Origin of the sequence: Streptomyces sp. NPDC057253, assembly GCF_042669125.1 — a bacterium.
Taxonomy (GTDB): Bacteria; Actinomycetota; Actinomycetes; order Streptomycetales; family Streptomycetaceae; genus Streptomyces.
Genome location: NZ_JBHUXV010000135.1, coordinates 1 through 23422, shown reverse-complemented (window position 1 = coordinate 23422; position 23422 = coordinate 1). Strand labels below are relative to the sequence as shown.

General features: G+C 70.5%; 23 protein-coding genes. 16 read left to right on the top strand and 7 right to left on the bottom strand.

The genetic code is table 11. The annotated features are described in order from the left end of the window. From ACFULQ_RS41720 to ACFULQ_RS41705, 4 genes are all read left to right on the top strand, one after another. On the top strand, window positions 1–562 hold a 562-nt coding region (locus ACFULQ_RS41720; RefSeq protein WP_383554902.1), incomplete at its 5' end, for an SDR family NAD(P)-dependent oxidoreductase. Window positions 563–676: 114 nt separating this feature from the next. After that, window positions 677–1504, top strand: coding sequence for an SDR family NAD(P)-dependent oxidoreductase (locus ACFULQ_RS41715; protein WP_383554900.1), 828 nt, complete (start codon window positions 677–679; stop codon window positions 1502–1504). A 60-nt stretch (window positions 1505–1564) separates the two neighbouring features. Then, window positions 1565–2701, top strand: coding sequence for an NADH:flavin oxidoreductase (locus ACFULQ_RS41710; RefSeq protein ID WP_383554898.1), 1137 nt, complete (start codon window positions 1565–1567; stop codon window positions 2699–2701). Window positions 2702–2971: 270 nt separating this feature from the next. Continuing rightward, a complete protein-coding gene (locus tag ACFULQ_RS41705; RefSeq protein WP_383554895.1) occupies window positions 2972–4495 on the top strand; it encodes an MFS transporter in 1524 nt (507 codons plus the stop codon). A 56-nt stretch (window positions 4496–4551) separates the two neighbouring features. Here ACFULQ_RS41705 and ACFULQ_RS41700 read toward each other — a convergent pair whose 3' ends face one another. Next, window positions 4552–5160, bottom strand: coding sequence for a TetR/AcrR family transcriptional regulator (locus ACFULQ_RS41700; protein WP_383554893.1), 609 nt, complete (start codon window positions 5158–5160; stop codon window positions 4552–4554). A 252-nt stretch (window positions 5161–5412) separates the two neighbouring features. Here ACFULQ_RS41700 and ACFULQ_RS41695 point away from each other — a divergent pair, with 252 nt between their 5' ends. From ACFULQ_RS41695 to ACFULQ_RS41640, 12 genes are all read left to right on the top strand, one after another. Next, entirely contained in the window at window positions 5413–6573 is a 1161-nt protein-coding gene (locus ACFULQ_RS41695) for a thiolase family protein (protein ID WP_383554890.1), read from the top strand. A 105-nt stretch (window positions 6574–6678) separates the two neighbouring features. Further along, window positions 6679–7104, top strand: coding sequence for a Zn-ribbon domain-containing OB-fold protein (locus ACFULQ_RS41690; protein ID WP_383554887.1), 426 nt, complete (start codon window positions 6679–6681; stop codon window positions 7102–7104). Further along, window positions 7101–8120, top strand: a complete 1020-nt coding sequence (locus ACFULQ_RS41685) for a CoA transferase (RefSeq protein ID WP_383554885.1) — start codon at window positions 7101–7103, stop codon at window positions 8118–8120. The genes ACFULQ_RS41690 and ACFULQ_RS41685 overlap by 4 nt, the downstream gene beginning before the upstream one ends. Before the next feature lie 31 nt (window positions 8121–8151). Next, window positions 8152–8880: an enoyl-CoA hydratase/isomerase family protein gene (locus ACFULQ_RS41680; protein WP_383554882.1), complete on the top strand. Its 729-nt coding sequence runs from the start codon at window positions 8152–8154 to the stop codon at window positions 8878–8880. Window positions 8881–8914: 34 nt separating this feature from the next. Continuing rightward, complete coding sequence (locus ACFULQ_RS41675) at window positions 8915–10156, top strand: CaiB/BaiF CoA transferase family protein (protein ID WP_383554879.1); 1242 nt, start codon at window positions 8915–8917, stop codon at window positions 10154–10156. Between the two features lie 76 nt (window positions 10157–10232). After that, a complete protein-coding gene (locus tag ACFULQ_RS41670; RefSeq protein WP_383554877.1) occupies window positions 10233–11093 on the top strand; it encodes an SDR family NAD(P)-dependent oxidoreductase in 861 nt (286 codons plus the stop codon). Between the two features lie 41 nt (window positions 11094–11134). After that, window positions 11135–12613 (top strand): aldehyde dehydrogenase family protein, encoded by a 1479-nt coding sequence (locus ACFULQ_RS41665; protein WP_383554874.1) that lies wholly within the window; start codon window positions 11135–11137, stop codon window positions 12611–12613. Between the two features lie 42 nt (window positions 12614–12655). Then, window positions 12656–14068, top strand: coding sequence for an aldehyde dehydrogenase family protein (locus ACFULQ_RS41660; RefSeq protein ID WP_383554872.1), 1413 nt, complete (start codon window positions 12656–12658; stop codon window positions 14066–14068). A gap of 155 nt (window positions 14069–14223) precedes the next feature. Continuing rightward, window positions 14224–14421 carry a ferredoxin gene (locus ACFULQ_RS41655; RefSeq protein ID WP_383554870.1) on the top strand — a complete coding sequence of 66 codons (198 nt, stop codon included), beginning with the start codon at window positions 14224–14226 and terminating at the stop codon, window positions 14419–14421. Beyond that, window positions 14418–15602 carry an NAD(P)/FAD-dependent oxidoreductase gene (locus tag ACFULQ_RS41650; RefSeq protein ID WP_383554868.1) on the top strand — a complete coding sequence of 395 codons (1185 nt, stop codon included), beginning with the start codon at window positions 14418–14420 and terminating at the stop codon, window positions 15600–15602. The genes ACFULQ_RS41655 and ACFULQ_RS41650 overlap by 4 nt, the downstream gene beginning before the upstream one ends. Window positions 15603–15664: 62 nt before the next feature. After that, window positions 15665–16870, top strand: coding sequence for a cytochrome P450 (locus tag ACFULQ_RS41645; RefSeq protein WP_383554865.1), 1206 nt, complete (start codon window positions 15665–15667; stop codon window positions 16868–16870). 55 nt (window positions 16871–16925) lie between these two features. Continuing rightward, the gene (locus tag ACFULQ_RS41640; RefSeq protein ID WP_383554863.1) at window positions 16926–18017 is read left to right on the top strand and encodes a zinc-binding dehydrogenase; all 1092 of its coding nucleotides are present in this window, start codon (window positions 16926–16928) and stop codon (window positions 18015–18017) included. A gap of 64 nt (window positions 18018–18081) precedes the next feature. On the opposite strand, the gene ACFULQ_RS41635 is transcribed toward ACFULQ_RS41640, so the two are convergent. From ACFULQ_RS41635 to ACFULQ_RS41610, 6 genes are all read right to left on the bottom strand, one after another. Next, window positions 18082–19479: an amidohydrolase family protein gene (locus ACFULQ_RS41635; protein ID WP_383554861.1), complete on the bottom strand. Its 1398-nt coding sequence runs from the start codon at window positions 19477–19479 to the stop codon at window positions 18082–18084. Beyond that, window positions 19476–20873 (bottom strand): CoA transferase, encoded by a 1398-nt coding sequence (locus ACFULQ_RS41630; protein ID WP_383554859.1) that lies wholly within the window; start codon window positions 20871–20873, stop codon window positions 19476–19478. Before ACFULQ_RS41630 ends, ACFULQ_RS41635 begins: the two co-directional genes overlap by 4 nt. Window positions 20874–20882: 9 nt before the next feature. Next, entirely contained in the window at window positions 20883–21113 is a 231-nt protein-coding gene (locus ACFULQ_RS41625; RefSeq protein ID WP_383554857.1) for a hypothetical protein, read from the bottom strand. A gap of 11 nt (window positions 21114–21124) precedes the next feature. Beyond that, window positions 21125–21799: an NAD-dependent epimerase/dehydratase family protein gene (locus ACFULQ_RS41620; RefSeq protein ID WP_383554855.1), complete on the bottom strand. Its 675-nt coding sequence runs from the start codon at window positions 21797–21799 to the stop codon at window positions 21125–21127. 103 nt (window positions 21800–21902) lie between these two features. Next, a complete protein-coding gene (locus ACFULQ_RS41615; RefSeq protein ID WP_383554854.1) occupies window positions 21903–22718 on the bottom strand; it encodes an SDR family NAD(P)-dependent oxidoreductase in 816 nt (271 codons plus the stop codon). Between the two features lie 142 nt (window positions 22719–22860). Then, window positions 22861–23422: SDR family NAD(P)-dependent oxidoreductase (locus tag ACFULQ_RS41610; protein ID WP_383554852.1), on the bottom strand; the 562-nt coding region annotated here is incomplete at its 5' end.

Sequence of the window (23422 nt, the reverse complement as noted above, 5' to 3'; positions counted from 1 at the left end):
GGACGTCCCGCTGTCCGAGGGCCGCTACCAGTTCGAGGTCAACGTCTTCGGCGCCATGCGCCTGACCCAGCTCGTCCTGCCCCACATGCGCGAGCGCAAGTCCGGCACCGTCATCAACGTCACCTCCATGGGCGGCAAGATCCACACCCCGCTCGGCGGCTGGTACCACGGCACCAAGTTCGCCCTCGAAGCCCTCAGCGACTGCCTGCGCCTGGAGACCAAGCCCTTCGGCATCGACGTCGTCGTCATCGAACCCGGCGGCATCAGGACCGAGTGGAGCGGCATCGCCGCGGACGGGGTCCGCAAGGCCTCCGGCAAGAGCGCCTACGCCCGCCAGGCCGAGGCCGTCGCCACCTCCATGACCTCCGAGGCCAACACCAAGCGCCTCTCCGACCCCAAGGTCATCGCCGACGCCATCGGCAAGGCCGTCAGCGCCCGCAAGCCCAAGACCCGCTACGCCACCGGCTTCGGCGCCCGCCCCATGATCACCCTCCGCGGCCTCCTCTCCGACCGCGGCTTCGACGGCTTCATCTCCCGCGCCACCGGACTCCCCCGCACCTGAACGACCACGTGCCGGTCGGAACCGGCACGCATCGGTCGCCGGCGACCGCGCCTGCCCTCACTGCTGGTCCATACGTCCCTCACCCATGTCGATTTCGGAATCCGGAGCACGTCAATGAGCAAGGTCTGGTTCGTCACCGGCGCAGGCCGCGGCTTCGGCCGCGAGTTCACTGAGGCCGCCCTGTCCCGGGGTGACAAGGTCGCAGCGACGGCTCGTGACGCCGCCGCTCTCCGGGACCTCGTCACCGCACACGGCGACGCGGTGCTCGCCCTGGAACTGGACGTGACGGACAAGGCCGCCGTGTTCGCGGGCGTCGACCGCGCGCAGGAGCACTTCGGGCGTCTGGACGTCGTGGTCAACAACGCCGGCTACGGACTCTTCGGCGCCGTCGAGGAGCTGACGGAGGAGCAGCTGCGCGGTCAGCTGGAGACCAATGTCTTCGGTGCCGTATGGGTCACCCAGGCGGCGCTGCCGCACCTGCGCCGCCAGGGTTCCGGCCACATCGTGCAGATCTCCTCCATCGGCGGCGTGGCCGCCGGCCCCCTGCTCGGTGGCTACCACGCCTCCAAGTGGGCGCTGGAGGGCCTGACCGAGTCGCTCTCCCAGGAGGTGTCCGGCCTCGGCATCAAGGTCACGCTGGTCGAGCCCGGCGCCTTCGAGACCGACTGGATCGGCCCGTCCGCCGTGCACGCCCAGCAGCTGCCGGTCTACGACCCCGTCCGGGAGCAGCTCGCGAAGCTCATGGAGTCCTCGGAGGCCGGTGACCCCGCGGCCGCGGGCAAGGCCCTGCTCGAGATCGTCGATGCCGAGAACCCGCCGCTGCGTGTCTTCTTCGGGACCGCCGGCAACCAGTTCCTCCCGCACATCTACGCGGACCGCCTGAAGACCTGGTCCGACTGGGAGGACCTGTCCGTCAGGGCCCAGGGCGGAAAAGTCGCCTGACCCCAGGACATCCGAATCCACCCCGCACGTCTGTAGATCCATCTGAGCAAGGAGCCCTCCATGGCCGCCGCCTCCAATCCGCTGTCCCGCCTGACAGAACTGCTCTCCCGGCCCATAACGATCAACGGGCTGACTCTTGCGAACCGCATCGCGATGTCGCCCATGACCCGGATGCACTCACCGGGCGGCGTCCCGGGCGAGAACGTGGCGGCGTACTACGCGCGCCGCGCGGCCGCGGGGGTGGGGCTGCTCGTCACCGAGGGCACGTTCCTCGGTCATGAGTCCGCGGGCGGTGTCGACACCATCCCGCTGTTCCACGGCGAGGAGCAGCTCGCGGGATGGAAGGCGGTCGCCGACGCGGTCCACGCGGTGGGCGGCAGGATCATGCCGCAGCTGATGCACGTGGGCGTGCAGCGTCCCGCCGGCGGTACGTTGAACGCCGGCGCGCCCACCATCAGCCCCTCGGCCATCGGCCTCGACGGCACCGAGGGCGTGGGCAGGGCGATGACCCTTCGTGATGTGGACGACGTGATGGCGTCGTACGCCGAGGCGGCCGCGTCGGCCGAGCGCATCGGCTTCGACGGCGTCGAGATCCACGGCGCCCACGGCTACCTGATCGACGAGTTCCTGTGGGCCCGGACCAACCGCCGCACGGACGCGTACGGCGGTGACCTCAAGGCCCGTACGAAGTTCGCGGCGGAGGTCGTCGCCGCGATCCGTGACGCGGTCTCGCCGGAATTCCCCGTCCAGTTCCGTTTCTCGCAGTGGAAGAACGGCGTCTACGACGCGCGCCTGGCCGAGACGCCCCAGGAGCTGGAGGAACTCCTCACGCCGCTCGTCGCGGCCGGAGTGGACGCCTTCCACGGTTCCCAGCGGCGTTACTGGGTGCCCGAGTTCGAAGGCTCCGACCTCAACCTGGCGGGCTGGGCGAAGAAGGTCACCGGCAAGCCCACCATCACGGTCGGCTCGGTGGGCCTGGGCGGAGGCACCGACTTCGTGGACACGCTGTTCCACGGCAAGGGTGCCGAGTTCCGGGGGCTCGACGACCTCCTGGACCGTCTGGAGGCGGACGAGTTCGACCTGGTGGCCGTCGGCCGGTCCCTTCTCCAGGACCCCGAGTGGGCGGTGAAGGTCCTTGCGGGGCGCTTCGACGAGATCAAGCCGTTCGACCCCGCGGCCCTGGCCACCCTGAGCTGAGCCGCCCGCACCACACGAGTGGGCCCGCACTTCCCCAGACCGGGGCTGCTTCGAGCGGCAGCGGCCCCGCCGCGCCGAATCCGTGGGGACGGGATCGGCGCTGGTCCCGGGCCCGGCGGCAGGACGTTCCCCTTGGTCCTGCTGCCGGGCCCGTGGAAGCACCGTCCCCAGCCGTCCTGTCGGCGTCTCGACCACGCCGACGGACCCGGACTTCTCGGCCGTCACCGACGACGTGCCCTCCGACCAAAGAAACTTGAAGGGGTACACCCCATGTCCGACGCAGCCCACAAGGCTCAGGGCACCGGCGGAGCCAGTCGCTGGACCGCGCTCGTGTTCATCTCCATCGCGCAACTGATGGTCGTCCTGGACGCGACGATCGTGAACATCGCCCTTCCCTCCGCCCAGACCGACCTGGGCATTTCCGACGGCAACCGCCAGTGGGTCGTCACCGCCTACGCCCTGGCCTTCGGTGGTCTCCTGCTCTTCGGCGGCCGGATCGCCGACATGTGGGGGCGCAAGCGCTCCTTCATCACCGGCCTGCTCGGCTTCGGCGCGGCCTCCGCGCTCGGCGGCGCCGCCACGAACGAGGCCATGATGTTCGCCGCCCGGGCACTCCAGGGTGTGTTCGGCGCGCTGCTCGCACCGGCCGCGCTGTCCTTGCTGGCCCTGCTGTTCACCGACGGCCGCGAACGCGCCCGGGCCTTCGGCATCTACGGTGCGATCTCCGGTGCCGGCGGTGCCGTCGGCCTGATCCTGGGCGGTGTCCTCACCGAGTACCTCGACTGGCGGTGGACGTTCTTCGTCAACATCCCCTTCGCCGTGGTCGCCGCGATCGGTGCCGTGTTCTTCGTCCATGAGCCGAAGGGCGAGAGCCACCGCTCGACCCTCGACATCCCGGGCGTGATCCTGTCCACCGCCGGCCTGGTCTCCCTGGTCTACGGTTTCACCCGTGCCGAGTCCGACGGCTGGGGCGACTCCGTCACGGTCGGTCTGTTCGTCGCGGCGGCCGTGCTGTTGCTGTCCTTCGTGGTCGTCGAGACCCGGGTGAAGGCCCCGTTGCTGCCCCTGCGCGTCGTCACCGAGCGCAACCGCGCGGGCGTGTACCTCTCGCTCGGCCTCGCGATCATCGCCATGTTCGGCATGTTCCTGTTCCTGACCTACTACTTGCAGGTCATCAAGGGCTATACCCCGGTGAAGACCGGCTTCGCCTTCCTGCCGTTGATCGCGGGCATGATCACCGGTTCCGCGGTGCTCGGCGCCCGGCTGATGACCCGTCTGCCCGCACGGTTCCTGATGGGCGCCGGCTACCTGGTCGCCGCATCCGGCATGCTACTGCTGACCGGCCTGGAGATCGGCTCCTCGTACACCGGCCTGCTGCTGCCTGCCCAGCTGCTGCTCGGACTCGGCATCGGCACGGCGTTCATGCCGGCCATGTCACTGTCCACGCACGGCATCCAGGCGCGGGACGCGGGTGTCGCCTCCGCGATGGTCAACACCTCCCAGCAGGTGGGCGGCGCGGTGGGCACGGCCCTGCTGAACACCATCGCCGCGTCCGCGACCACGTCGTACATCAGGGACCACATCGGCGGTGCCGCCACCCGGACGCAGCAGCAGATGGTTCAGCTGGAGGGCATGGTGCACGGTTACGCCAACGCCATCTGGATCGCCGTCGGCATCCTGGTGACCGCGGCCGCGATCGGCCTGACGTTCATCAACGTCGGTCGGCAGTCCGGCGGTCCGGGGGTGGTCGCGGGAGCGGACGGCGAGTCCCAGGTCCCGATCGCGATGCACTGAGGCCGTCTCCCGTGGGCGGCGGAGGGTCCCGGAGGGCGGAACCGTCCGCCGCCACATCACTGCGCCGGGGAATCGGCCGGCGCGAAGCGGGCCACGAACTGGGTGATGAAGTCGCCCCACTCCTGGAGGAACTCCTCGCTCTCCGGGTCCTGCCCCGTGGCAAGCCGCACCACCTTCGGCAGCATGGCGGGCACGATCTGCATGGACAGGGCCGCCAGATAGAACATCGAGGGATCGACCGACGGATCGATCTCACCCTGGCCCTGAGCCTTGCGGACCCGCTCCACGAGCTTGTCGTAGACCGCCCGGCGTTCGGCCTCCTTGTGGATCTCGCGCTCGCTGTCCAGCGCCTCGAACATCAGCAGGCGGTGGAAGAGCGCCGTGTCGCGGGAGTTGTTCATCCGCAGCTCTTCCAGGGTGACCTCGGAGTACTTGCGGTCCTCGCCCGGTGGGAAGGCGCGGTTGATGTTCTCGGCGATCACCTGTTCGAACACGGCCTCGTAGATCGCCTGCTTGCTGCCGAAGTAGTGATAGACGAGCTGCTTGTTCATGCCGGCCCGACGGGCGATCGCCTCGATGCGGGCCCCGGCGAATCCGTGGGCGGCGAACTCCTTGACCGCGGCGTCCAGCAACCGCTGGCGGGGGGCTTTGCGGGGCCGGGCCATGTGCAACTCCTCAGTTCTTGTCCGGGCGTGTTCCCGAGGGGTTTCGGGGTCCTGACGTGGGTTGATTCTAGGCAAGCGGCTCTCGCGGTAAACAAATGGTTGATTGACCGACGGCTTTGCCGGTACCGGTCAACCGTAAGGCGCGGTGCGTAGTTATTCATCTCTCCCAACTCTTGCGTCCCTGAGTATCAGCAGGTAGACCTAGGTTATATCACCCAACCGTTTGGTTGAACTTTGAGGATGTGAGCCGAGATGGCAAGGACATCGACCAGCCAGGAAGCGGTTGTCGTCGGCGTCGGTACGACGGACTTCGGTGCCCAGTACCGCAACCGGGACGCCAACCGGTCCGACTACCAGCTGGGTATCGACGCCCTGAAGATCGCGCTGGACGACGCGGGACTCACCAAGGACGACATCGACGGTGTTCTGACGTGCCGGCTTCCCTCGTACGAGAAGTTCGGCACCCTGGCGGGAATCCGGCACCCCAAGGTCGTCAACGCCTACGAGGGCTCCGGCCGGATGGCCGGTGTGGTGCTCCAGCACGCGATCACCCTCGTCGAGGCGGGCCTCGCGACCACCATCGCCTGCGTGTACGGCAACAACGGCCGCTCGGTCGGCATGACGTACGGCGGTGAGGGCGCGGGCTACGGACCGGGCGACGACACCGGCGCGTACGACCTGGCGTACGGCATGACCTCGCCCGGCGCCTACGTCGGCATGATGTACCGCCGCTACCAGCACCTGTACGGAGCGCCGGACGGTGCCCTGGCGCCCCTGGCCATCAACAACCGCACCAACGCGGCACTCAACCCGGTCGCGGCGATGACCAAGCCGCTCACCGAGGAGGAGTACCTCTCCGCCCGGTACATCTGCGACCCGCTCCGTCTGTTCGACTACTGCATGATCAACGACGGTGGTGTCGCGATCATCGTGACCACCGCGGACCGTGCGAAGAACCTCCGCAAGCCCGCCGTCCGGGTCGTCGCGACCGCGGGCTCGGCGGACCTGACCGGCCATTACACCAAGTCGGACTTCTTCGACACGGCCGCCCGTGACGTGGCGAGCAGGGTGTACGCGCAGGCGGGTCTCGGCCCCGAGGACGTGGACTGCGTGCAGATCTACGACAACTTCACCCCGATCGTCCTGTTCTCGCTGGAGAGCTTCGGCTTCGCGCCCCGCGGCGAGGGCTGGCAGTGGATCAAGGACGGGCGTATCGGGCTCAAGGGCGAGACGCCCCTGAACACCAGCGGCGGCCACACCAGCGAGAGCTACATGCAGGGCTGGGCCCTCCAGGTGGAGGCGATCCGCCAGGTGCGGGGCGAGGCCGGCGACCGGCAGGTGGCCAACTGCGAGACCTCCCAGTACATCTGCGTGGCTCCGGTCGTGAACTCGCATGTCTTCCAGCGTGTGTGACGTCGAGCAGCGCCGGCTTCGTCCCGTACGGCGCCGCAGCACTGGCCCCCGTGCCGCCACCCCTTTGCGAGTCGTCGTTCCCCACCGTTTCCAGGAGCCACAGCCATGACCACGCAGTACGCCAAGCCCCTTCCGCGAGTCCACGACCTCAACCGGGCCTTCTTCCTCGGAGCGCTCGACGGCAGGCTGGTCCTCCAGCACTGCGACGACTGCGGACACGTCTGGTTCCCCTCGGCCCGAAGCTGCCCCAAGTGCCTCTCCAAGGAGATCACCTGGAAGCCGGTGTCCGGCCGCGGCCGGCTGTGGTCCTGGGTCGTGATGCACCAGCGCTACATCCCCGCCTTCGCCGACGACCTGCCCTACGCGGTGGCCTTCGTCGAGCTGGAGGAGGGGCCGTTCATGATGACGTCGATCGTCGGAGCGGAGCCGGAGGACCTGGTCTGCGACATGCCGGTGGAGGTCGTGTTCGACCAGGTCACCGACGAGGTCGCGCTGCCGAGGTTCCGTCCGGTGGACGGGACGGAGTCGTGAGCGGCCCCGGGGGCGCGCTGGCCGGCCTCCATGTGGTGCAGGCGGGCGACAGCGTCGCCGCCGGCCTCTGCGCGAAAGTCTTCGTCGGTCTGGGAGCCCGGGTGACCAGGATCGTGCCCGACGAGGCCGGCACTCCGTACGGGAACGACCTGCTCTCCCGCTACCTGGACGCGGCGAAGGAGCTCCGCCGGGCGAACCTCTCGGACGACGAGGTCGCCGCGCTGCTGTCCGACTGCGATGTGCTGCTGGCCCCCGAGGACATGCTGCGTGACTGGGCGGAAGCGGTGGCGGCCTTCGAGGCGGCCAACCCGCGCCTGGTGGTCGCCGAGTTCGGCGACTTCGGTGACCGCGGACCGCAGGCCGACTGGCAGGGCGGCGAACTGGTCTGGCAGGCCGCCGGTGGCCTGCTGGCCCTCCTGGGCGACCCGGACCGCGAGCCCTTGATGCTCGGCGGCCACCAGGTCGCCTATTCCACGGGCCTGCTCGCCTTCACCGGCGTCATGACCGCCCTCACCCGGCGCGACCGCGCGGGCAGCGAGGGCAGGGGCCAGCGGGTGCGGGTCTCCGGAGTGGAGACGGTCGCCTACCTGGAGTGGAAGGGGCCCGTCTACTACCAGGCCGGCGGCAGTCTCATTCCCCGCGGCAAGGAGAGCGGCCCGGTCGTGCTGCCCTGCGCCGACGGCCACCTCGCCTTCTACTACCGGGCGACGGACTGGCCGCGCGTGCTGGAACTGTTCGCCTTCGACCCCGTGCTCTGCGAGGAGCGGTTCGCCACCCAGAGCGGGCGGATGGCCGAGCAGCCCGAGCTCGTCGAGCGGCTGTCCGGGCTCACCGTCCACCGCTCCAAGTACGAGTGGTACCAGGCGGCGCAGACCCTGAACATCCCGGTCGGCTATGTGGCCGACACCCGCGACCTCGTCGCGTCACCGCAGTACCGGACGCAGGAGTTCATCGACTCCGCGCCGGGACTGCCCTTCCGGTTCAACGGCCGCCGCCCCGCCGCGGCCGGGAACTGACCCCACACTCCAGGAAAGGCCCCCGACCATCATGGGCGACTCACTGATCCTCACCGACATCCGCGACGGCTACGCGATCGTGACACTGAACCGGCCCGACAAGCGCAACGCCATGAGCCGGGCCGCGCAGGCGGAACTGCGGGACGCGCTCGACGAGATCCGCGACAAGGGCAGCAAGGCCGTCATCATCACCGGAGCCGGAGACGTCAGTTTCTGCTCCGGCGCCGACACCCGGGAGGGGGCGCCCACCGAGCGGCGTCCCGCCAGCGCCCCGGACTCATGGCTGTACACCCAGCACCGCATCACCGAACACCCGGCCGTCTTCATCGCCGCGGTCAACGGCTTCGCACTCGGCGGCGGGCTGACGCTGGTCCACAACTGCGATCTGGCGATCGCCGCGGACACCGCCACCTTCGGGGCGCCCGAGATCACCTTCGGCATCTTCCCCGCCCTGGCCGGGCCGTCCACCGCGAAGCGGATCCTGCCCAAGCACGCCGCCGAGCTGATCTTCACGGGCAAGCGCGTCGACGCCGAGACCGCACTGCGGTTCGGGCTGGTCAACAAGGTCGTCCCGGCGGCCGAACTGCTCAGCTCCGCCGTGGCCCTGGCCGAGCACATCGCGCAGTTCGACGCCACGGCCCTGGACTACAGCAAGCAGGGCTACCGCGCCTCGTCCGATCTGCCCTGGCACGCGGCCCTGGACTACGGGGTGCGCAGCACCTCGGTCATCAACGCCCAGCGTGCCCTCGGCAACGCGTGATCGCCCCGACAGCGACGAACCAGTGAGGACTGCCGTGAACGCCTTGGCACTCGACCACATCCGCGTCGCCGACCTCGGCATCATCACTGCCGGGGCCGCTACCACCCAGGCACTCGCCGACTTCGGCGCCGACGTCATCAAGGTGGAGTCGACCACGTACGCCGACCCCTTCCGCCAGTGGACCCAGGTCGCCGCGAAAGGCAACGGACCGGCGGATCTCAACTCGAGCCCGCCGTTCCAGACGGTCAACCGCAACAAGCGCGGTGTCGGCATCGACCTGAAGAACTCCCGGGGCCGAGAGGCGTTCCTGCGGCTGGTGTCGGTCTCCGACGTCGTGGTCGAGAACTTCCGGCGGGGCGTGATGGAACGACTGGGCCTGGGTTTCGAGGAACTGCGCGCGGTCAAGCCCGACATCGTCCTGGTCTCGCTCACCAGCCAGGGCCTGACCGGACCGGAGAGCGGCTACATCTCCTTCGGCTCCACCCTCGACGCCCTCGGCGGACTGATGTCCGTCACCGGCTACGACGCCGACACCCCCCGCTGGTCGGGCACCAACGTCAACTACCCGGACCAGCTGGTCTCCTTCCTCGCACCCGGGGTCATCCTGGCCGCTCTGCGGCAGCGCGACCTGACCGGCGAGGCGATCCACGTCGACTTCTCCCAGCGGGAGTCGGTCACCGCCCTCATCGGCGAGTCCGTACTCGACTACACCGACACCGGCGAGATCGCCCGCCCGCACGGCAACCGGGACGCCGTCGCGGCCCCCCAGGGTGTCTACCCCTGCCAGGGCGAGGAGCAGTGGATCGCCCTCTCGGTCGCCGGGGACGAACAGTGGGCCGCCCTGTGCCGGGTGCTGGACCTGCCCGCCCTGGCCACCGACGAGCAGCTGGCGACCGCTTCGGGGCGACGGGCGGCACACGACCTCCTGGACAAGCAGATCGCCGCCGCGACCGTGGGCCACGACAAGCGGGAACTCGCCGCCCGGCTCCAGGAGGCAGGCGTGGCCGCCTCACCGGTCCTGGACGCCGGCGAGGTGCTGGACTCGCCGCAGCTCGCCGCTCTCGGCTTCCTCCAGGACGCCGCCCCCGGCGGCTTCCCCGCACACCGTCAGCGCGGTTTCGTCGCCGAACTCGGTGACACCCCCGGCACCGTGCGACAGCCCGCCCCCCGGCTCGGCGAGCACACCCGGGACGTGCTGTCCGCACTGCTCGGCTACTCCGACGAGGAGATCGCGGACCTGGCCGAAGCCGGCGCGATCACCTTCGACGACCACTGACCACCCGGTCCGCTCCCCGGACCCTCCGCATTCCCTCCCGACAGTCCCTGAGAAAACCCGTGAAAGGCACTCAACGATGAGCACTCTCAACGGCAAGGTCGCAGTCGTCACAGGCGGTGGCCGCGGCGTCGGCCGCGGCATCTCCCTCGCCCTCGCGGCCGCCGGCGCGCAGGTCGTCGTCAACGACTTCTACAAGGACAGCGACGGAGCCGCCGCCGACCAGGTCGTGGACGAGATCACCGCGGCCGGCGGCAGCGCGCTGGCCAACTACGGCGACGTCTCGACCTTCGCCGGGGGCGCCGCCATCGTCGACGCGGCGGTCGAGCGCTTCGGCCGCATCGACATCCTGGTCATGTGCGCGGGCAACTTCGGGCACGTGCCGACACTGGACGTCACCGAGGAGCACTGGGACCTCACCCTCTCCGTCCACCTCAAGGGCCACTTCGCCTGCTCCCAGGCCGCCGCGCGGCACATGGTGGAGCAGGGCGGCGGAGGCCGGATCATCTCCTTCGCCTCTCGCGGCGCCTTCTACATGACGCAGCCGGCCTACGCCGCCGCCAAGGCCGGGATCATGGGCCTCACCACGGCACTCGCGGGCGACCTCGGCAAGCACGGCATCACCGCGAACTGCATCCTGCCGAGCGCGGGCACGCAGCTGTTCCCCGGCAACGACCCCAGGCAGCGGACGTTCGGCGGCATGCCGGCGAGCCGCAGCCTCGACCCCGAGGACATCGCGCCCATCGTCACCTACCTGGCCGGCGACGACGCGAAGGACATCACGGCCCGCTTCTTCTACGCCTCCGGCGGCGACATCTGCGCGTTCGCCCAGCCGCTGGCGGTCCGCGGCGGAAGCAACACCTACCTCCGCAAGGACGGCCGCTGGACCCCGGAGGAACTCGGCGAACTGCTGCCGGGCGTCCTCGGGGTCGGGCAGTAGCGCGGGCCGGTCCGGACGACACCGACAGGAGAGACGGGACCATGACACTTCCTGCGACACCGGCCATCGAGATCACGCCTCGCGACTGGCCCATGCTGATCGACGGCCATGACGTCGAGGCCAAGGAAGGGGGCTGGCTCGACGTCGTCGACCCCGGGACGGGCAAGGCCTTCGCGCGGGTGCCCGACGCCCGCGCCGCGGACGTCGACCGTGCCGTGGCCGCGGCCCGCTCGGCCTTCGACGAGGGCACCTGGGCCGCCACCCCGGCCGAGGAGCGGGCCAAGGTGCTGTGGCGCATCGCGGACCTCATCGAGCAGGCCGGGGAGGACCTGGCCGCGCTGGAGAGCCGCAACCAGGGCGCGCCCGTGATGGCGGCCCGGGGCGGACAGGTCAACGTGGCCGCGAGGACGTTCCGTTACTACGCGGGCGCGGTCCAGCGGATCGGCGGCAAGGCCGTCGACCTGAACTCGTTCGGGTTGCGTTTCCACGCGTACACCCGGCGCGAGCCCATCGGCGTGGCGGCCCTGATCGTGCCCTGGAACGCGCCGCTGTCCCTCGCCTCGTGGAAGCTCGCCCCGGCCCTCGCGGCCGGCTGCACCGTCGTACTCAAACCGGCCGACGAGACGCCGCTGTCGGCACTGCGGCTGGCCGAGATCTGCCGGGATGCCGGTGTGCCCGACGGCGTCGTCAACGTCGTCACCGGCATCGGCAGCGAGACGGGCGCCGCGCTCGCCGCCCACCCGGACGTCGACAAGATCTCCTTCACCGGATCCACCGAGGTCGGACGGGCCATCGTGCACGCCGCCGCGGGCAACCTGAAGAAGGTCAGCCTCGAACTCGGCGGCAAGTCACCGGTCGTCGTCTTCGACGACGCGAACCTCGCCGAGGCGATCCCCGGCGCGGCGGACGCCATCTTCCGCAACTCCGGCCAGGTCTGCACGGCCGGCTCACGGCTCCTGGTGCACGAGGGGCTCTACGACCAGATGGTCGCCGGCCTCAAGAAGGCGGCCGAGTCGCTGCGCCTCGGGTACGGCACCGACCCGTCGAGCCAGCTGGGCCCCCTGATCTCCGAACGCCACCGGGAGCGGGTCGCCGGTTATGTGCGCAGCGGGGTCGAGCAGGGCGCCGAGGTCGTCACCGGGGGCGAGCCGCTTCCCGGTGACGGGTTCTTCTTCCCGCCGACGGTCGTGGCAGGGGCGACACCCGACATGCGACTCGTGCGCGAGGAGATCTTCGGCCCCGTGGTCGCCGTCCTCCCCTTCACGGACGAGGAAGAGGCCATCCGCCTGGCGAACGACACCACGTACGGCCTGGCCGGCAGTGTCTGGTCACGCGATGTGTCCCGGGCCCACAGGGTCGCCGCGCGGCTGCGGGCGGGCCGGGTCGGGATCAACATCCACCCCATTCCCGACGTGGCGATGCCCACCGGCGGATACAAGCAGTCCGGCTGGGGCCGGGAGCTCGGCGAGGAGGGCCTCGACGCCTTCCTGGAGACCAAGTCCGTCCTCGCCCGGCTCTGACCTCTTCCGAACCCGTCCTGAGAAACGAAAGAAGTGATCACGATGACCGATGTGCTGCGGCTCTACATCGACGGGGCCTGGACCGAGCCCGTCGAGGGCAGGACGGCCGACATCGTCAACCCCGCGACGGGGGAGACGACCGGGCAGCTCGCGCTCGGGAACGAGGCGGACGTGGACCGGGCCGTCGAGGCGGCCAAGCGGGCCTTCGTCTCCTACTCGCAGCTGAGTGTGGCGGAGCGGGTGGAACTGCTTGAGGCGATCGCGGCGGAGTACGAGCGCCGCTTGGACGACATGGCGGCGGCGGTGACGGCCGACGTCGGTACTCCGCTGTTCCTCGCCCGTCTCTCGGCGGAGGCCGCCGCCGGGTCGGTCCGGGAACTCGCGGAGATCCTGGGCAAGTACCCCTTCGAAGAGCGTCGAGGCGACTACACCGTACGCAAGGAGCCCATCGGGGTGTGCGGCCTCATCCCGCCGTGGAACTACCCCGCCCTGCAGATGACGGAGAAGGTCGTACCCGCGCTGGCGGCCGGTTGCACCACGGTGCTGAAGCCCGCCGAGATCGCCCCGTACAGCGCCCAGGTCTTCGCCGAGATCCTGCACGCGGCCGGCGTACCGCAGGGCGCGTTCAACATGGTCGTCGGCAAGGGGTCGGTGGCGGGCAGCGCGCTCACCAAGCACCCCGACGTCGACATGATCTCGTTCACCGGCTCGACCGCGGTCGGCATCCAGGTGCAGAAGGACGCGGCGGACACGGTCAAGCGGGTCACGCAGGAACTGGGCGGCAAGTCGGCGCACATCATCCTGCCCGACGCGGACATCGAGACCGCCGTCTCCATGGCGGTCCAGGGTGTGATCAGCAACTCCGGCCAGACCTGCACCGCCCCGACCCGCACGCTGATCCCGAGCTCCCGCAAGGACGAACTCGTCGGGGCGATCGCCGCCGCGGTGCAGGCGGTCGTCGTCGGGGACCCGCTCACCCAGGTGTTCATGGGGCCGGTGGCCTCGGAGCGGCAGTGGCACACGGTACAGCGCTACATCCAGGCCGGTATCGACGAGGGGGCCACCCTGGTCGCCGGCGGCCCGGGGCAGCCGGAGGGAGTGAAGAGCGGCTGGTTCGCACGCCCCACCGTCTTCGCCGACGTCACCAACGACATGACCATCGCGCGGGAGGAGATCTTCGGCCCGGTCATGTCGCTGATCACCTACGACACCGTCGACGAGGCGGTCGACATCGCCAATGACAGCCCCTACGGACTGACTGCCTACGTCACCGGCAGCGACCCGGAGCAGGTACGTGACGTGGCCGCGCGCGTCCGCGCCGGACAGGTCCTCCTCAACCGCGTGCAGCCGGACCTGACGGCGCCGTTCGGCGGCTACAAGCAGTCCGGCAACGGCCGCATCTGGGGCGTCGCAGGCCTGGAGGAGAACCTCGAGGTGAAGGCCGTCGTCGGCTAGGCGCCCGACGCCGCTCCCGCACACCCGAGACGCCCTCTTCCATTGGTCGCACGGTCCTGACGCCGTCCCGGTGGAAGGGGGCCCCACCGCGGTGCACACCGCGCATGATCGCCGCCCCCACCGGCACCCGCAGCAGTAGAGAAAGAAGAAGCACCATGCATGTGGAAGTCGACGTCCCCAAGTGCGTTGCGTCCGGGCAGTGCGTCATGCTCGCCCCCGACGTCTTCGACCAGCGCGACGAAGATGGCCTGGTCGTCCTGCTCGACGCCGATCCGGCGCCCGAACTGCATGAGGGCGTGCGCGAGTCGGCCACGGTCTGCCCCGCCGCGGCGATCAGGCTGACCGAGTCGTGAGCGCCGCCCCGGAGCGGATCGTCATCGTCGGGGCCTCCTCCGCCGGGCTCGCGGCGGCCGAGACCCTGCGCCGCGAGGGCCACACCGGCACCGTCACCCTCGTCGGCGACGAGCCCCACGCCCCCTACGACCGACCGCCCCTGTCCAAGGAGATCCTCTCCGGAGCCTGGTCGTCCGAGCGGCTGGCCCTGCGCACACCCGCCGACCTGGACGCCCTCGGGCTGGACACCCGATACGGTCACCGGGCGACCGGGCTCGACCTCCGGGCGAGGTCGGTGCGGCTGACCGACGGTTCCGAGCTGGGCTTCGACGGACTGATCGTGGCGACAGGTGTGCGCCCCCGGCACCTGCCGGGTGAACGCGCCCACGTCCTGCGGACCGTGGACGACGCCCTGGCCCTCAAGGACCGCATCGGCCCGGACCGCCATCTGGTCGTGGTCGGTGCCGGGTTCCTGGGCGCCGAGGCGGCCGCCGTCGCCCGCGGGCTCGGCGCCCGGGTCACCCTGCTGGAACCCGCGCCCGTGCCCCTCGCCCACGCCGTGGGCGAGACGGTCGGCCAGGCACTGTCCCGGGCCCACCTGGATCACGGCGTCGACCTGCGCACGGGCGTGGCCGTCAGCGAGGTCGTCGCCGAGGGCGTCCGGATGGGCGACGGCACTCTCGTCGAGGCCGACGACGTCCTCGTGGCGATCGGCTCGCACCCCAACACCGAGTGGCTGGAGGACAGCGGACTCACCGTCGACAACGGCCTCGTCTGCGACGAGTACAGCGCCGCGGTCGGCGCGAGCGGCATCTACGGCGCGGGTGACGTCGCCTCCTGGCACAACCCGCTGTTCGACACCCGGATGCGGATCGAGCACCGCACCAACGCCACCGAGCAGGGCATGGCCGCGGCCCGCAACCTCCTCGGTGCCGGCCGGCCGTTCACCCCCGTTCCCTACTTCTGGTCCGACCAGTACGACATGAAGATCCGCGCGTTCGGCTACCTCCGAGGTCACGAGGAAGTGCGCATCGTCCAGGGCGACCTGACGGAACGGAAGTTCCTCGCCGTCTACCGCACGGGCGACCGGCTCAGCGGCGCCCTGAGTGTCGGCATGCCGCCGAAGGCCATCAACAGCTGGCGCCAGGCCATCGCCGTAGGCGCGAAGTGGGCGGACGCCGTCTCCACCGCAGCCGTCTGACCCTGCGAAGCACCCTCACCCACCCCCTCAGGTTCCTCAAGAACTCCCAGAAGGCGACTGTCATGACCCAACCCGCAACCGCCCCCGATTTCGTCTACGACCGGCCGAAGGACGCGCCGCTCGGTCCTTCGCCGCTGCTCGTCGCGCTCAGGGACGAAAAACCCGTCACCCGCGTCTCCGTCTGGAACGGCAAACTCGAAGCCTGGCTGGTGACCCGCTGGGAGGAAGCCCGCGAGGTCCTCGGCAGCCCCGCGCTCAGCACCAACCCGAACAACCCCGGGTTCCCGGCCGTCCGCGAGGGCGTCCGGCAGCGTGAGCGGGGCTTCTTCCAGATGTGGGACCCGCCGGTCCACACGGCGATGCGCCGCACCCTGACCCGGGAGTTCATGGTCAAGAAGATGGACGCGCTCCGCCCGGCCGTGGCGCGGATCACCACCGACCTCCTCGACGACCTGGTCAAGAAGAGCGGACCGGTCGACTACGTCGAGCACTTCGCGCTGCCGCTGCCCTCGCTGGTGATCTGCGAGCTGCTGGGTGTTCCCTACGAGCACCACGAGTTCTTCCAGGAGAACTCGAAGCCGTTCGTCGACCTCACGGCGACCGCGGAGCAGGTGACGGAGGCCTACGCCAGGCTCTCCGGGTTCCTCAAGGAGCTCCTCGCGGTCAAGCGGACCAACCCCGGCGACGACGTCGTGACCCGGCTCGGCGAGCAGGTGGACGCCGGCGACATCACCGAGCAGGAGGCCGCGGACCTCGGCGCGCTCCTGCTGTTCGCGGGGCACGAGACCACCGCGAACATGATCGCGCTCAGCACCATCACCCTGCTGGAGAACCCCGAGCAGATCCCGCGGCTCTTCGGCACGCCGGACGAGCTGAACAACGCGGTCGAGGAACTCCTGCGCTACATCTCCGTCCTGCACGGCGGGCTGCGCCGGGTGGCGACCGAGGACCTGACGATCGGTGACGTCACCATCCGCGCCGGAGAAGGCGTGATCGTGCCGCTCTCCGTCGTCAACCGCGACCCCGCGCTCTTCACCGACCCCGACGAGCTCGCCCTGGACCGCTCCAACGCCCGCCAGCACCTGGCCTTCGGCTACGGCATCCACCAGTGCCTCGGGCAGCCACTGGCCCGCGCCGAGCTCCAGATCGTGCTGCCCGAGGTCTTCCGCCGCCTGCCCGAACTGAAGCTCGCCGCCCCGCTGGAGGAGATCCCGTTCAAGGCCTCCAGCATGGTGTACGGCGTCCAGGAGCTGCCGGTCACCTGGTAGTACCCGCGTTCCACACCGTCGTCGTTCGCACACCACGCGGAAGGGCACCAAGAGCATGAAGGCATCCCTCACGAAGGGTCTCGGCCAGGGTTTCGTGGTCGAGGAGGTCGAACTCGCCGATCCGGTCGGACGCGAGGTCAGGATCGAGGTCAAGGCGGCCGGTCTGTGCCACTCCGACCTCACCATCGCCACGGTGGCCGGCCAGGACTTCCCCGTGGTGCTGGGCCACGAGGTGGCCGGCGTGGTCACCGCGGTCGGCCCGGACGCCCGGCAGGTCGAGGTCGGTGACCATGTCGTCGCCTGCCTGATCCGGGCGTGCGGGGACTGCGTCAACTGTCTGGGCGGGCGTAGTTACATCTGCCTGCACCCCGAGCGGACCCAGCGCACGGCCGACCAGCCGTCCCGCATCACCTGGCAGGGCCGGCCGGTCGCGCTGGGCCTGGGAGGTCTCGCGGGCTTCGCCCAGGAGGCGCTGATCCACGAGAACCAACTGGCCGTGATCCCCGAGGCGATGCCCTGGGCTCCCGCGGCGCTGCTGGGCTGCGGGGTGATCACCGGTGCCGGTGCGGTGCTCAACAGCGCCGACGTCCGGACCGGGCAGCAGGTCGTGATCATGGGCGCGGGCGGCGTCGGCATGAACGCCGTCAGCGGCGCCCGGCTGGCCGGAGCGGAGACGATCATCGTCACGGACGTCGAGGACGTGAAGCTCGAACGGGCCATGGACTTCGGCGCCACGCACGTGATCAACTCCCGCACGGCCGACCCGGTCGCGGAGGTCCGGAAGATCACCGGGTACGGGGCGGACCACGTGTTCGACTGCGTGGGCCTTCGCCCCGTCACCCGGCAGGGCCTGGAGATGCTGGCGAAGGGCGGTGGCCTCTACCTCATAGGCGTCGGCGGCCTGGACGCCGGGATCGACGTGCAGACGATCGCCCTGCTCACCCAGTCCCAGCGCGTGCAGGGCGTCGACATGGGCTCGTCCCACCTCAAGCGGGACATCCCGCTGTACGCCTCGCTCTACCTCCAGGGGCGGATGAACCTGGACGACCTGGTCTCCAAGCAGATCAGCCTCGGCGAGATCAACGAGGGCTATGAGTCGCTCAGGGACGGAAACACCGTTCGGGTGGTGGTCACGGACTTCTCCTGAGCCCGTACGCCGCCTGGCTGGGACCGGCCGTCGGGCGGAACGCGGCACCGCCGTGGGGGCGTGCCTACCGGCGGTGGATGGGCTCTCCCTGCCGCAGAACCAGCGTCACGCGTTCGGCGGAGGGGTCGGCCAGGCTGGCCCGCAGCGGTTCGCCCAGGAGACACAGGTCGGCGGGGGAGCCGGGCATCAGGCGCCGGGGCGGTGCGGCAGGGGAGCGCAGCGGCGTGAGGAACCCGGAGAGGGCGACACGGGCGTCGACCCGTTCATGGGCGCCCAGCACGGCGCCGCCGGGGGTGCGCCGGGACGAGGCGGCCGCGACGGTACGCCAGGGGTCCGGGTCGCCGAAGGGGGCGTCGCTCGAAGGCACCGTCGGCACGCCGTGTGCCAGCAACGTGGCGTAGGGATAGAGGTGTTCCACGTCCCAGGGATCTACCGAGGCCAGGTACGCGTCGCCCCGGGTGGCGATGAAGGAGGGCTGGGTCACCACCGTCAGCCCGCTTGCCGCCAGCGGCTCGCACAGCTCGGGCGGCACCACGGCCGCGTGCTCCAGCCGGTCGCCGTCACGGCGTCCCGCGATCTCCAGAGCGGCCAGGGTGAGCACGAGCGACTCCCGGGTCACACAGTGCACGGCCACCGGACGGCCGCCCCCGTGCGTTCGGGCTATCCGGTCAGCGAGCTGCTCCAGTCCCGGAAGGTCGTGGTCGCGCAGAAGGATCTTGTACGGCCCCCCGGACAGGCCCGGGGGCAGTGGTGCCCCGGTCATGGACCCCAGCACCTGCACCGCCTGCGGGAGGTGTCCCTCGCGGACGGCGGCCGCCAGCAGGTCCTGGCCGGTCTCGTCGAGGTCCGGTGTGGCGTCGGTGACCCCGGTGATCCCGTACGAGGCCAACCGGGCGCCGATGGCAGCAAGATCGGGCGGTTGGGAGCCGATCGCCGCGCGCAACCGGGCGTCGTAGCGCCACAGGCGGCCCGTCGGGTGGCCGGCGGCGTCCCGTTCGACGTCCGGGGTCTCGTCGAGCGCGTCGGCCACGGCCGCCAGCCCCGCGCTGTTGAGGATCCACAGCGCACCACCGCGGTGCTGGATCCGCACCGGGCGGTCCGGGACCATCTCGTCCAGCGCGGCCCGGTCCGGCAGACCGGCGACCGACTCGCTGTACCCGGTGCCCCGCACCCAGCTGCCCGGTGCCAGATCGCGCGCTGCTCCTCGCAGCGCGGTCCTGAGTCCTGCGGCGTCACTCACCGCCGGGGGACCGCAGACGACGGAGCGGTCCGCCGCGGCCATCGCCAGCAGATGGACATGGTGGTCGTGCAGTCCGGGCAGCAGCGCGCCGCCCCGGGCGTCCACGACCTCCTCGTCCGGCAGGGGCCGAAATCGCTCGGCGATGTCGTCGATCCGTCCACCGCGCACCCGGACGTCGACGAGTCGGCCCTCCACCTCCGCTCCGGCGATGAGCACTCTCACGGGCACCACCGGGCGAGCACGCGTTCGGTGTCGGCGCCGGACCGCGCGGCGGGCCGGGCCACGGGTCGGGCGCGAGGCGGCCGGACCGGGAAGGTGTCGTGCTCGGTCTCCACCCACCAGCCGTCGTCGGCCGCCTTCCGTACGACGTGCGGTTCGGTCGGGCCTTGCGCGGCGAAGGCGGCGACGTCCCGCATGGACACGTCGATGAGGCAGCCGCGGTCGCCGGCCAGAGCGGCTGCCGTGGCGACGGCCGCGTGGACTCCGGTCAGCGGGTCCGCGAGGGCGTCCCCGCAGGGCATGGGCCCTTGGTCCGTCCACACCACCAGACCGGCGCCGGCGGCGACGTCGTCGCCGAAGCCGACTCGGTTCTGCCAGGGTCCCGTCCGCCCGTAGGCGGTGATGCTGGTCCACACCGTGCCGGAGGCCACCGCCTCCTCGGCGTCGATGCCCAGGTGGCGCATGGCGCGGGGGCGGGACGCCTCCAGGACGGCGTCCGCGGAGTCGACGAGGCGTCGCAGGGCGGCGACTCCCGTCGGAGAGGTGAGATCGAGGGTGACGGAGGCGTGTCCGGTGTGCATCAGGTCGTAGAAGGCGGGCGGCCCGAACCGGGCGCCGTCCAGACGGTGCGGGCTCTCCACCTTGACGATGTGTGCTCCGGTCAGGCCGAGGAGGCGGGCGCAGAGCGGTCCCGCCCACAGGGAGGTGAGGTCGACCACGAGCGGGTGCCGGCGCCGGTGCCGACGGAGGCCGCCGCCGCGGATCACCACGGGAGCGGGGGCGAACCCCGCCGTTGCCGTGCGGTGGGAGCTCTGCTCGTCCGGTGTGCTGAGGGTGGGCGCCATAATCACGGCCGCGGGGATGCCCAGGAGCTGAGCACGGTCCGCCGCGTCGGTCGCACATTGATCCAGGGCCCAGTGCCGCAGTGTCGTCCACACGTCCGGCTCCACGGCGCCTTCGACGAGGGCCGGGAGGAGTTCCCGGTCGTCCTGCCGGGCCAGGGAGACACCCACCCAGCCGTCGGCGGTGCGCAGGACGGTGAAGGATCCGCCGGCCGACCGCGGTCCGCGCCGGGACAGCCCGGCAAGGGCCGCGCGCTCGCCGAGCAACTCGGTACGGGGCAGCCGGATCGGACCGTCCGCCCCCCGTCCGCTCAGAGCCTCGATCGCCTCCACCGCACGGCGCAGCACGCCCGCCGGTGCTCCGGGAGCAGCGAGTGGCGGTCCGTCGGGTCGGCCCGTCAGAGCCATGGCACCGGAGTCCGCCCAGTCCCGCAGGGCGCTCACCGCGGGACCCGGGCGGCGGCCTTCGAGCAGGGCCGCTGCCTCTTCACCGAAGGCGGAGGCCGGCCACGAGTCGCGGTCGGGTGAGCGGGAATCAGACAAAGGCGCGGACATCACTCCGGACTACCCCGACATGTCGATGGAGTTCAGCACGGTGACGAGGGTGCGGCCACCGCTCGGAGAACCTTGCCCGTCCTCGTGGGCCAGGTCGCCGGCTCCTATGGAGAACAAGGCTATCCCCAGGGCGTACAGCAGGGCGTAGACGAGATATCGGTGGATCCTCAGTCGGTTCATGGTGTGCTCGGCGGGGTTGAGGTCCTTCTCTCGAAAGACGGTTGAAAGGTCGCGGACCATGGGTTCCGGTCTCAACTCGTCCCGGAACCGAGCTCGTTGATCTCAGGGCTGTGCAGCACCGTCGGCCCCTGACCCCGTAGCCGGGTCACCGCGATCATCGCGCGGCCCAGGTGCTCGGTCGTGGTCACGTACTTCGGCATCAACCGGCGGAGCACGGGGTGGAGCCACCCCGTGAGGCGGTAGAGCAGGCGGTAGACGGTCACCCGGGGGGCCGCTCCGTGGCGGGGCTGGATGAAGGCGGGGCGGAACATGTAGGCGTCGAACGGCATGGCCAGCAGCGCGTTCTCGGTACGACCCTTCACCCGGGCCCACATGGAGCGGCCCCGCTCGGTGCTGTCGGTGCCCTCTCCCGACACATAGGTGAAGGTCAGGCCCGGGCTGGCGGCGCTGACCGCTTCGGCGGCGGCGAGGGTGTAGTCGTACGTGATCCTGGTGTACTCCTCCTCGCCCCGGCCGACAGACGTGACTCCCAGGCAGAAGAAGCAGGCGTCGAGGTTCTCCAGCTCGCCGCGGATCGCGCTGTAGTCGGTGAAGTCCGTGTGCACGATCTGGCGGAGCTTGGGGTGGTCGTTGTGCAGAGGAGTACGGACGACGGCCAGCACTTCCGTGACGTCCGGTTCGAGGAGGCAGGCACGCAGGACACCGTGCCCGACCATGCCGGACGCTCCGAAGATGATGACTCGCACGTGTTGCTCCAGGGGTTGGGTGAGGAGGGGGACGAGGGGACGTCGGTGGCGCGTCGGGCAGGCGCGCCACCGGCTTTCGCGGACAGGAATGAACCGGTGCCGATCAGCCCTGGGCGGCGCGGGAGAGCTCTTCCCATTCGGCCCAGGTGTTCAGCCGCTGCGCGTACAGGCCCTTGACGAGGTCGACCGGCTGGCTGCCGAACAGGACACGGGACGGCGGGTTCTCCGCGTCGACGATCTGGAGGAGCGCCCGGGCGGCGGCGGCCGGATCGGCCGGCTGCCTGTTGTCGCGCATCGCCTGTATGGCCTTGTGGAACTCCGCGTAGGCGGGGTGGGGCTCGGCCTGAACGGCGGAACTGTCCGCCCAGTCGGTGTCGAAGCTGCCCGGCTCCACGATGGTGATCTTGATGCCGGTTCCCTGCACCTCCTGGAGGAGGGACTCGGTGAAGCCCTCGAGCGCCCACTTGGAGGCGGCGTAACCGCCGACGAACGGGAACGCCGTGACGCCGTTGACGCTGGAGATCTGCACGATGTGCCCGCCTCCCTGCTCGCGCAGCAGCGGCAGGGCGGCCTGCGTGACCCAGAAGGCGCCGAAGAAGTTGGTCTCCATCTGGGCGCGCAGCTGTTCCTCGGTGACTTCCTCCACCATGCCGAAGAGGCCGTAGCCCGCGTTGTTGACGACCACGTCCAGGCGGCCGAAGTGCTCGTGCGCCGTGGTGACCGCGGTGGCGACGGCGCCCTTGTCGGTCACGTCGAGCGGCAACGGCAGGACGGCGTCGCCGTACTGCTCGACCAGGTCTCCGAGCGTCTTGGGGTCACGGGCGGTGGCGGCGACCTTGTCGCCTCGGCCGAGCGCCGCCTCGACGAAAGCGCGGCCGAGACCGCGGGACGAACCAGTGACGAACCAGACCTTGGCCATGGTGTTCTCCGTTTCCGGGGGATCTGTGGGAGGAAGGGCGACGGCACTCCGCGCTGGGAGCGGGTCGGTCGGCCCAGGAGAGGGACGGTGCCGTCCCTCGCGAGGAGTTCGGGTTCCGCCCGCTCCTGGGCCGCGGGGTGGTTCAGCTGCGGGGGAGTCCGGTGGCGCGGGAGATGAAGCTGTCGAAGCCGCGGTCGGGGAGGAGGCCGCGCAGGGTGATCATGGGGCGGGCGCCGAAGCCGGCCGCGTAGCGGGTCTTGGGCTTGCGGGCGCTGACGGCCTTGCCGATGGCGTCGGCGATGACCTGAGGAGGTGACATGCGCTTGGTGTTGGCCTCGGACGTCATGGAGGTCGCGACGGCCTCGGCCTGCTTGCCGTAGGCGCTCTTGCCGGAGGCCTTGCGGACCCCGTCCGCGGCGATGCCGCTCCACTCGGTCTCGATGCTGCCGGGTTCGATGACCACGACGTCGATGCCGAACGGCTTGACCTCCAGGCGCAGGCAGTCGCTGAGCGCTTCGAGGGCGAACTTGGTGCCGTGGTACCAGCCGCCGAGCGGGGTGTAGATCTTCCCGCCCATGGACGTGACGTTGATGATCTTCCCGCCGCGCTGCTCGCGCATGTGGGGCAGGACGAGCTGGGTCAGGCGCATGGCGCCGAAGACGTTGACCTCGAACTGGTAGCGGCCCTCGGACAGCGGGACGTCC

Bases quoted from the DNA above. Each gene is read 5' to 3' on its own strand.
- ACFULQ_RS41715 (WP_383554900.1), top strand. From the start codon at position 677: ATGAGCAAGGTCTGGTTCGTCACCGGCGCAGGCCGCGGCTTCGGCCGC.
- ACFULQ_RS41710 (WP_383554898.1), top strand. From the start codon at position 1,565: ATGGCCGCCGCCTCCAATCCGCTGTCCCGCCTGACAGAACTGCTCTCC.
- ACFULQ_RS41705 (WP_383554895.1), top strand. From the start codon at position 2,972: ATGTCCGACGCAGCCCACAAGGCTCAGGGCACCGGCGGAGCCAGTCGC.
- ACFULQ_RS41700 (WP_383554893.1), bottom strand. From the start codon at position 5,160: ATGGCCCGGCCCCGCAAAGCCCCCCGCCAGCGGTTGCTGGACGCCGCG.
- ACFULQ_RS41695 (WP_383554890.1), top strand. From the start codon at position 5,413: ATGGCAAGGACATCGACCAGCCAGGAAGCGGTTGTCGTCGGCGTCGGT.
- ACFULQ_RS41690 (WP_383554887.1), top strand. From the start codon at position 6,679: ATGACCACGCAGTACGCCAAGCCCCTTCCGCGAGTCCACGACCTCAAC.
- ACFULQ_RS41680 (WP_383554882.1), top strand. From the start codon at position 8,152: ATGGGCGACTCACTGATCCTCACCGACATCCGCGACGGCTACGCGATC.
- ACFULQ_RS41670 (WP_383554877.1), top strand. From the start codon at position 10,233: ATGAGCACTCTCAACGGCAAGGTCGCAGTCGTCACAGGCGGTGGCCGC.
- ACFULQ_RS41665 (WP_383554874.1), top strand. From the start codon at position 11,135: ATGACACTTCCTGCGACACCGGCCATCGAGATCACGCCTCGCGACTGG.
- ACFULQ_RS41660 (WP_383554872.1), top strand. From the start codon at position 12,656: ATGACCGATGTGCTGCGGCTCTACATCGACGGGGCCTGGACCGAGCCC.
- ACFULQ_RS41655 (WP_383554870.1), top strand. From the start codon at position 14,224: ATGCATGTGGAAGTCGACGTCCCCAAGTGCGTTGCGTCCGGGCAGTGC.
- ACFULQ_RS41645 (WP_383554865.1), top strand. From the start codon at position 15,665: ATGACCCAACCCGCAACCGCCCCCGATTTCGTCTACGACCGGCCGAAG.
- ACFULQ_RS41640 (WP_383554863.1), top strand. From the start codon at position 16,926: ATGAAGGCATCCCTCACGAAGGGTCTCGGCCAGGGTTTCGTGGTCGAG.
- ACFULQ_RS41630 (WP_383554859.1), bottom strand. From the start codon at position 20,873: ATGTCCGCGCCTTTGTCTGATTCCCGCTCACCCGACCGCGACTCGTGG.
- ACFULQ_RS41625 (WP_383554857.1), bottom strand. From the start codon at position 21,113: ATGGTCCGCGACCTTTCAACCGTCTTTCGAGAGAAGGACCTCAACCCC.
- ACFULQ_RS41615 (WP_383554854.1), bottom strand. From the start codon at position 22,718: ATGGCCAAGGTCTGGTTCGTCACTGGTTCGTCCCGCGGTCTCGGCCGC.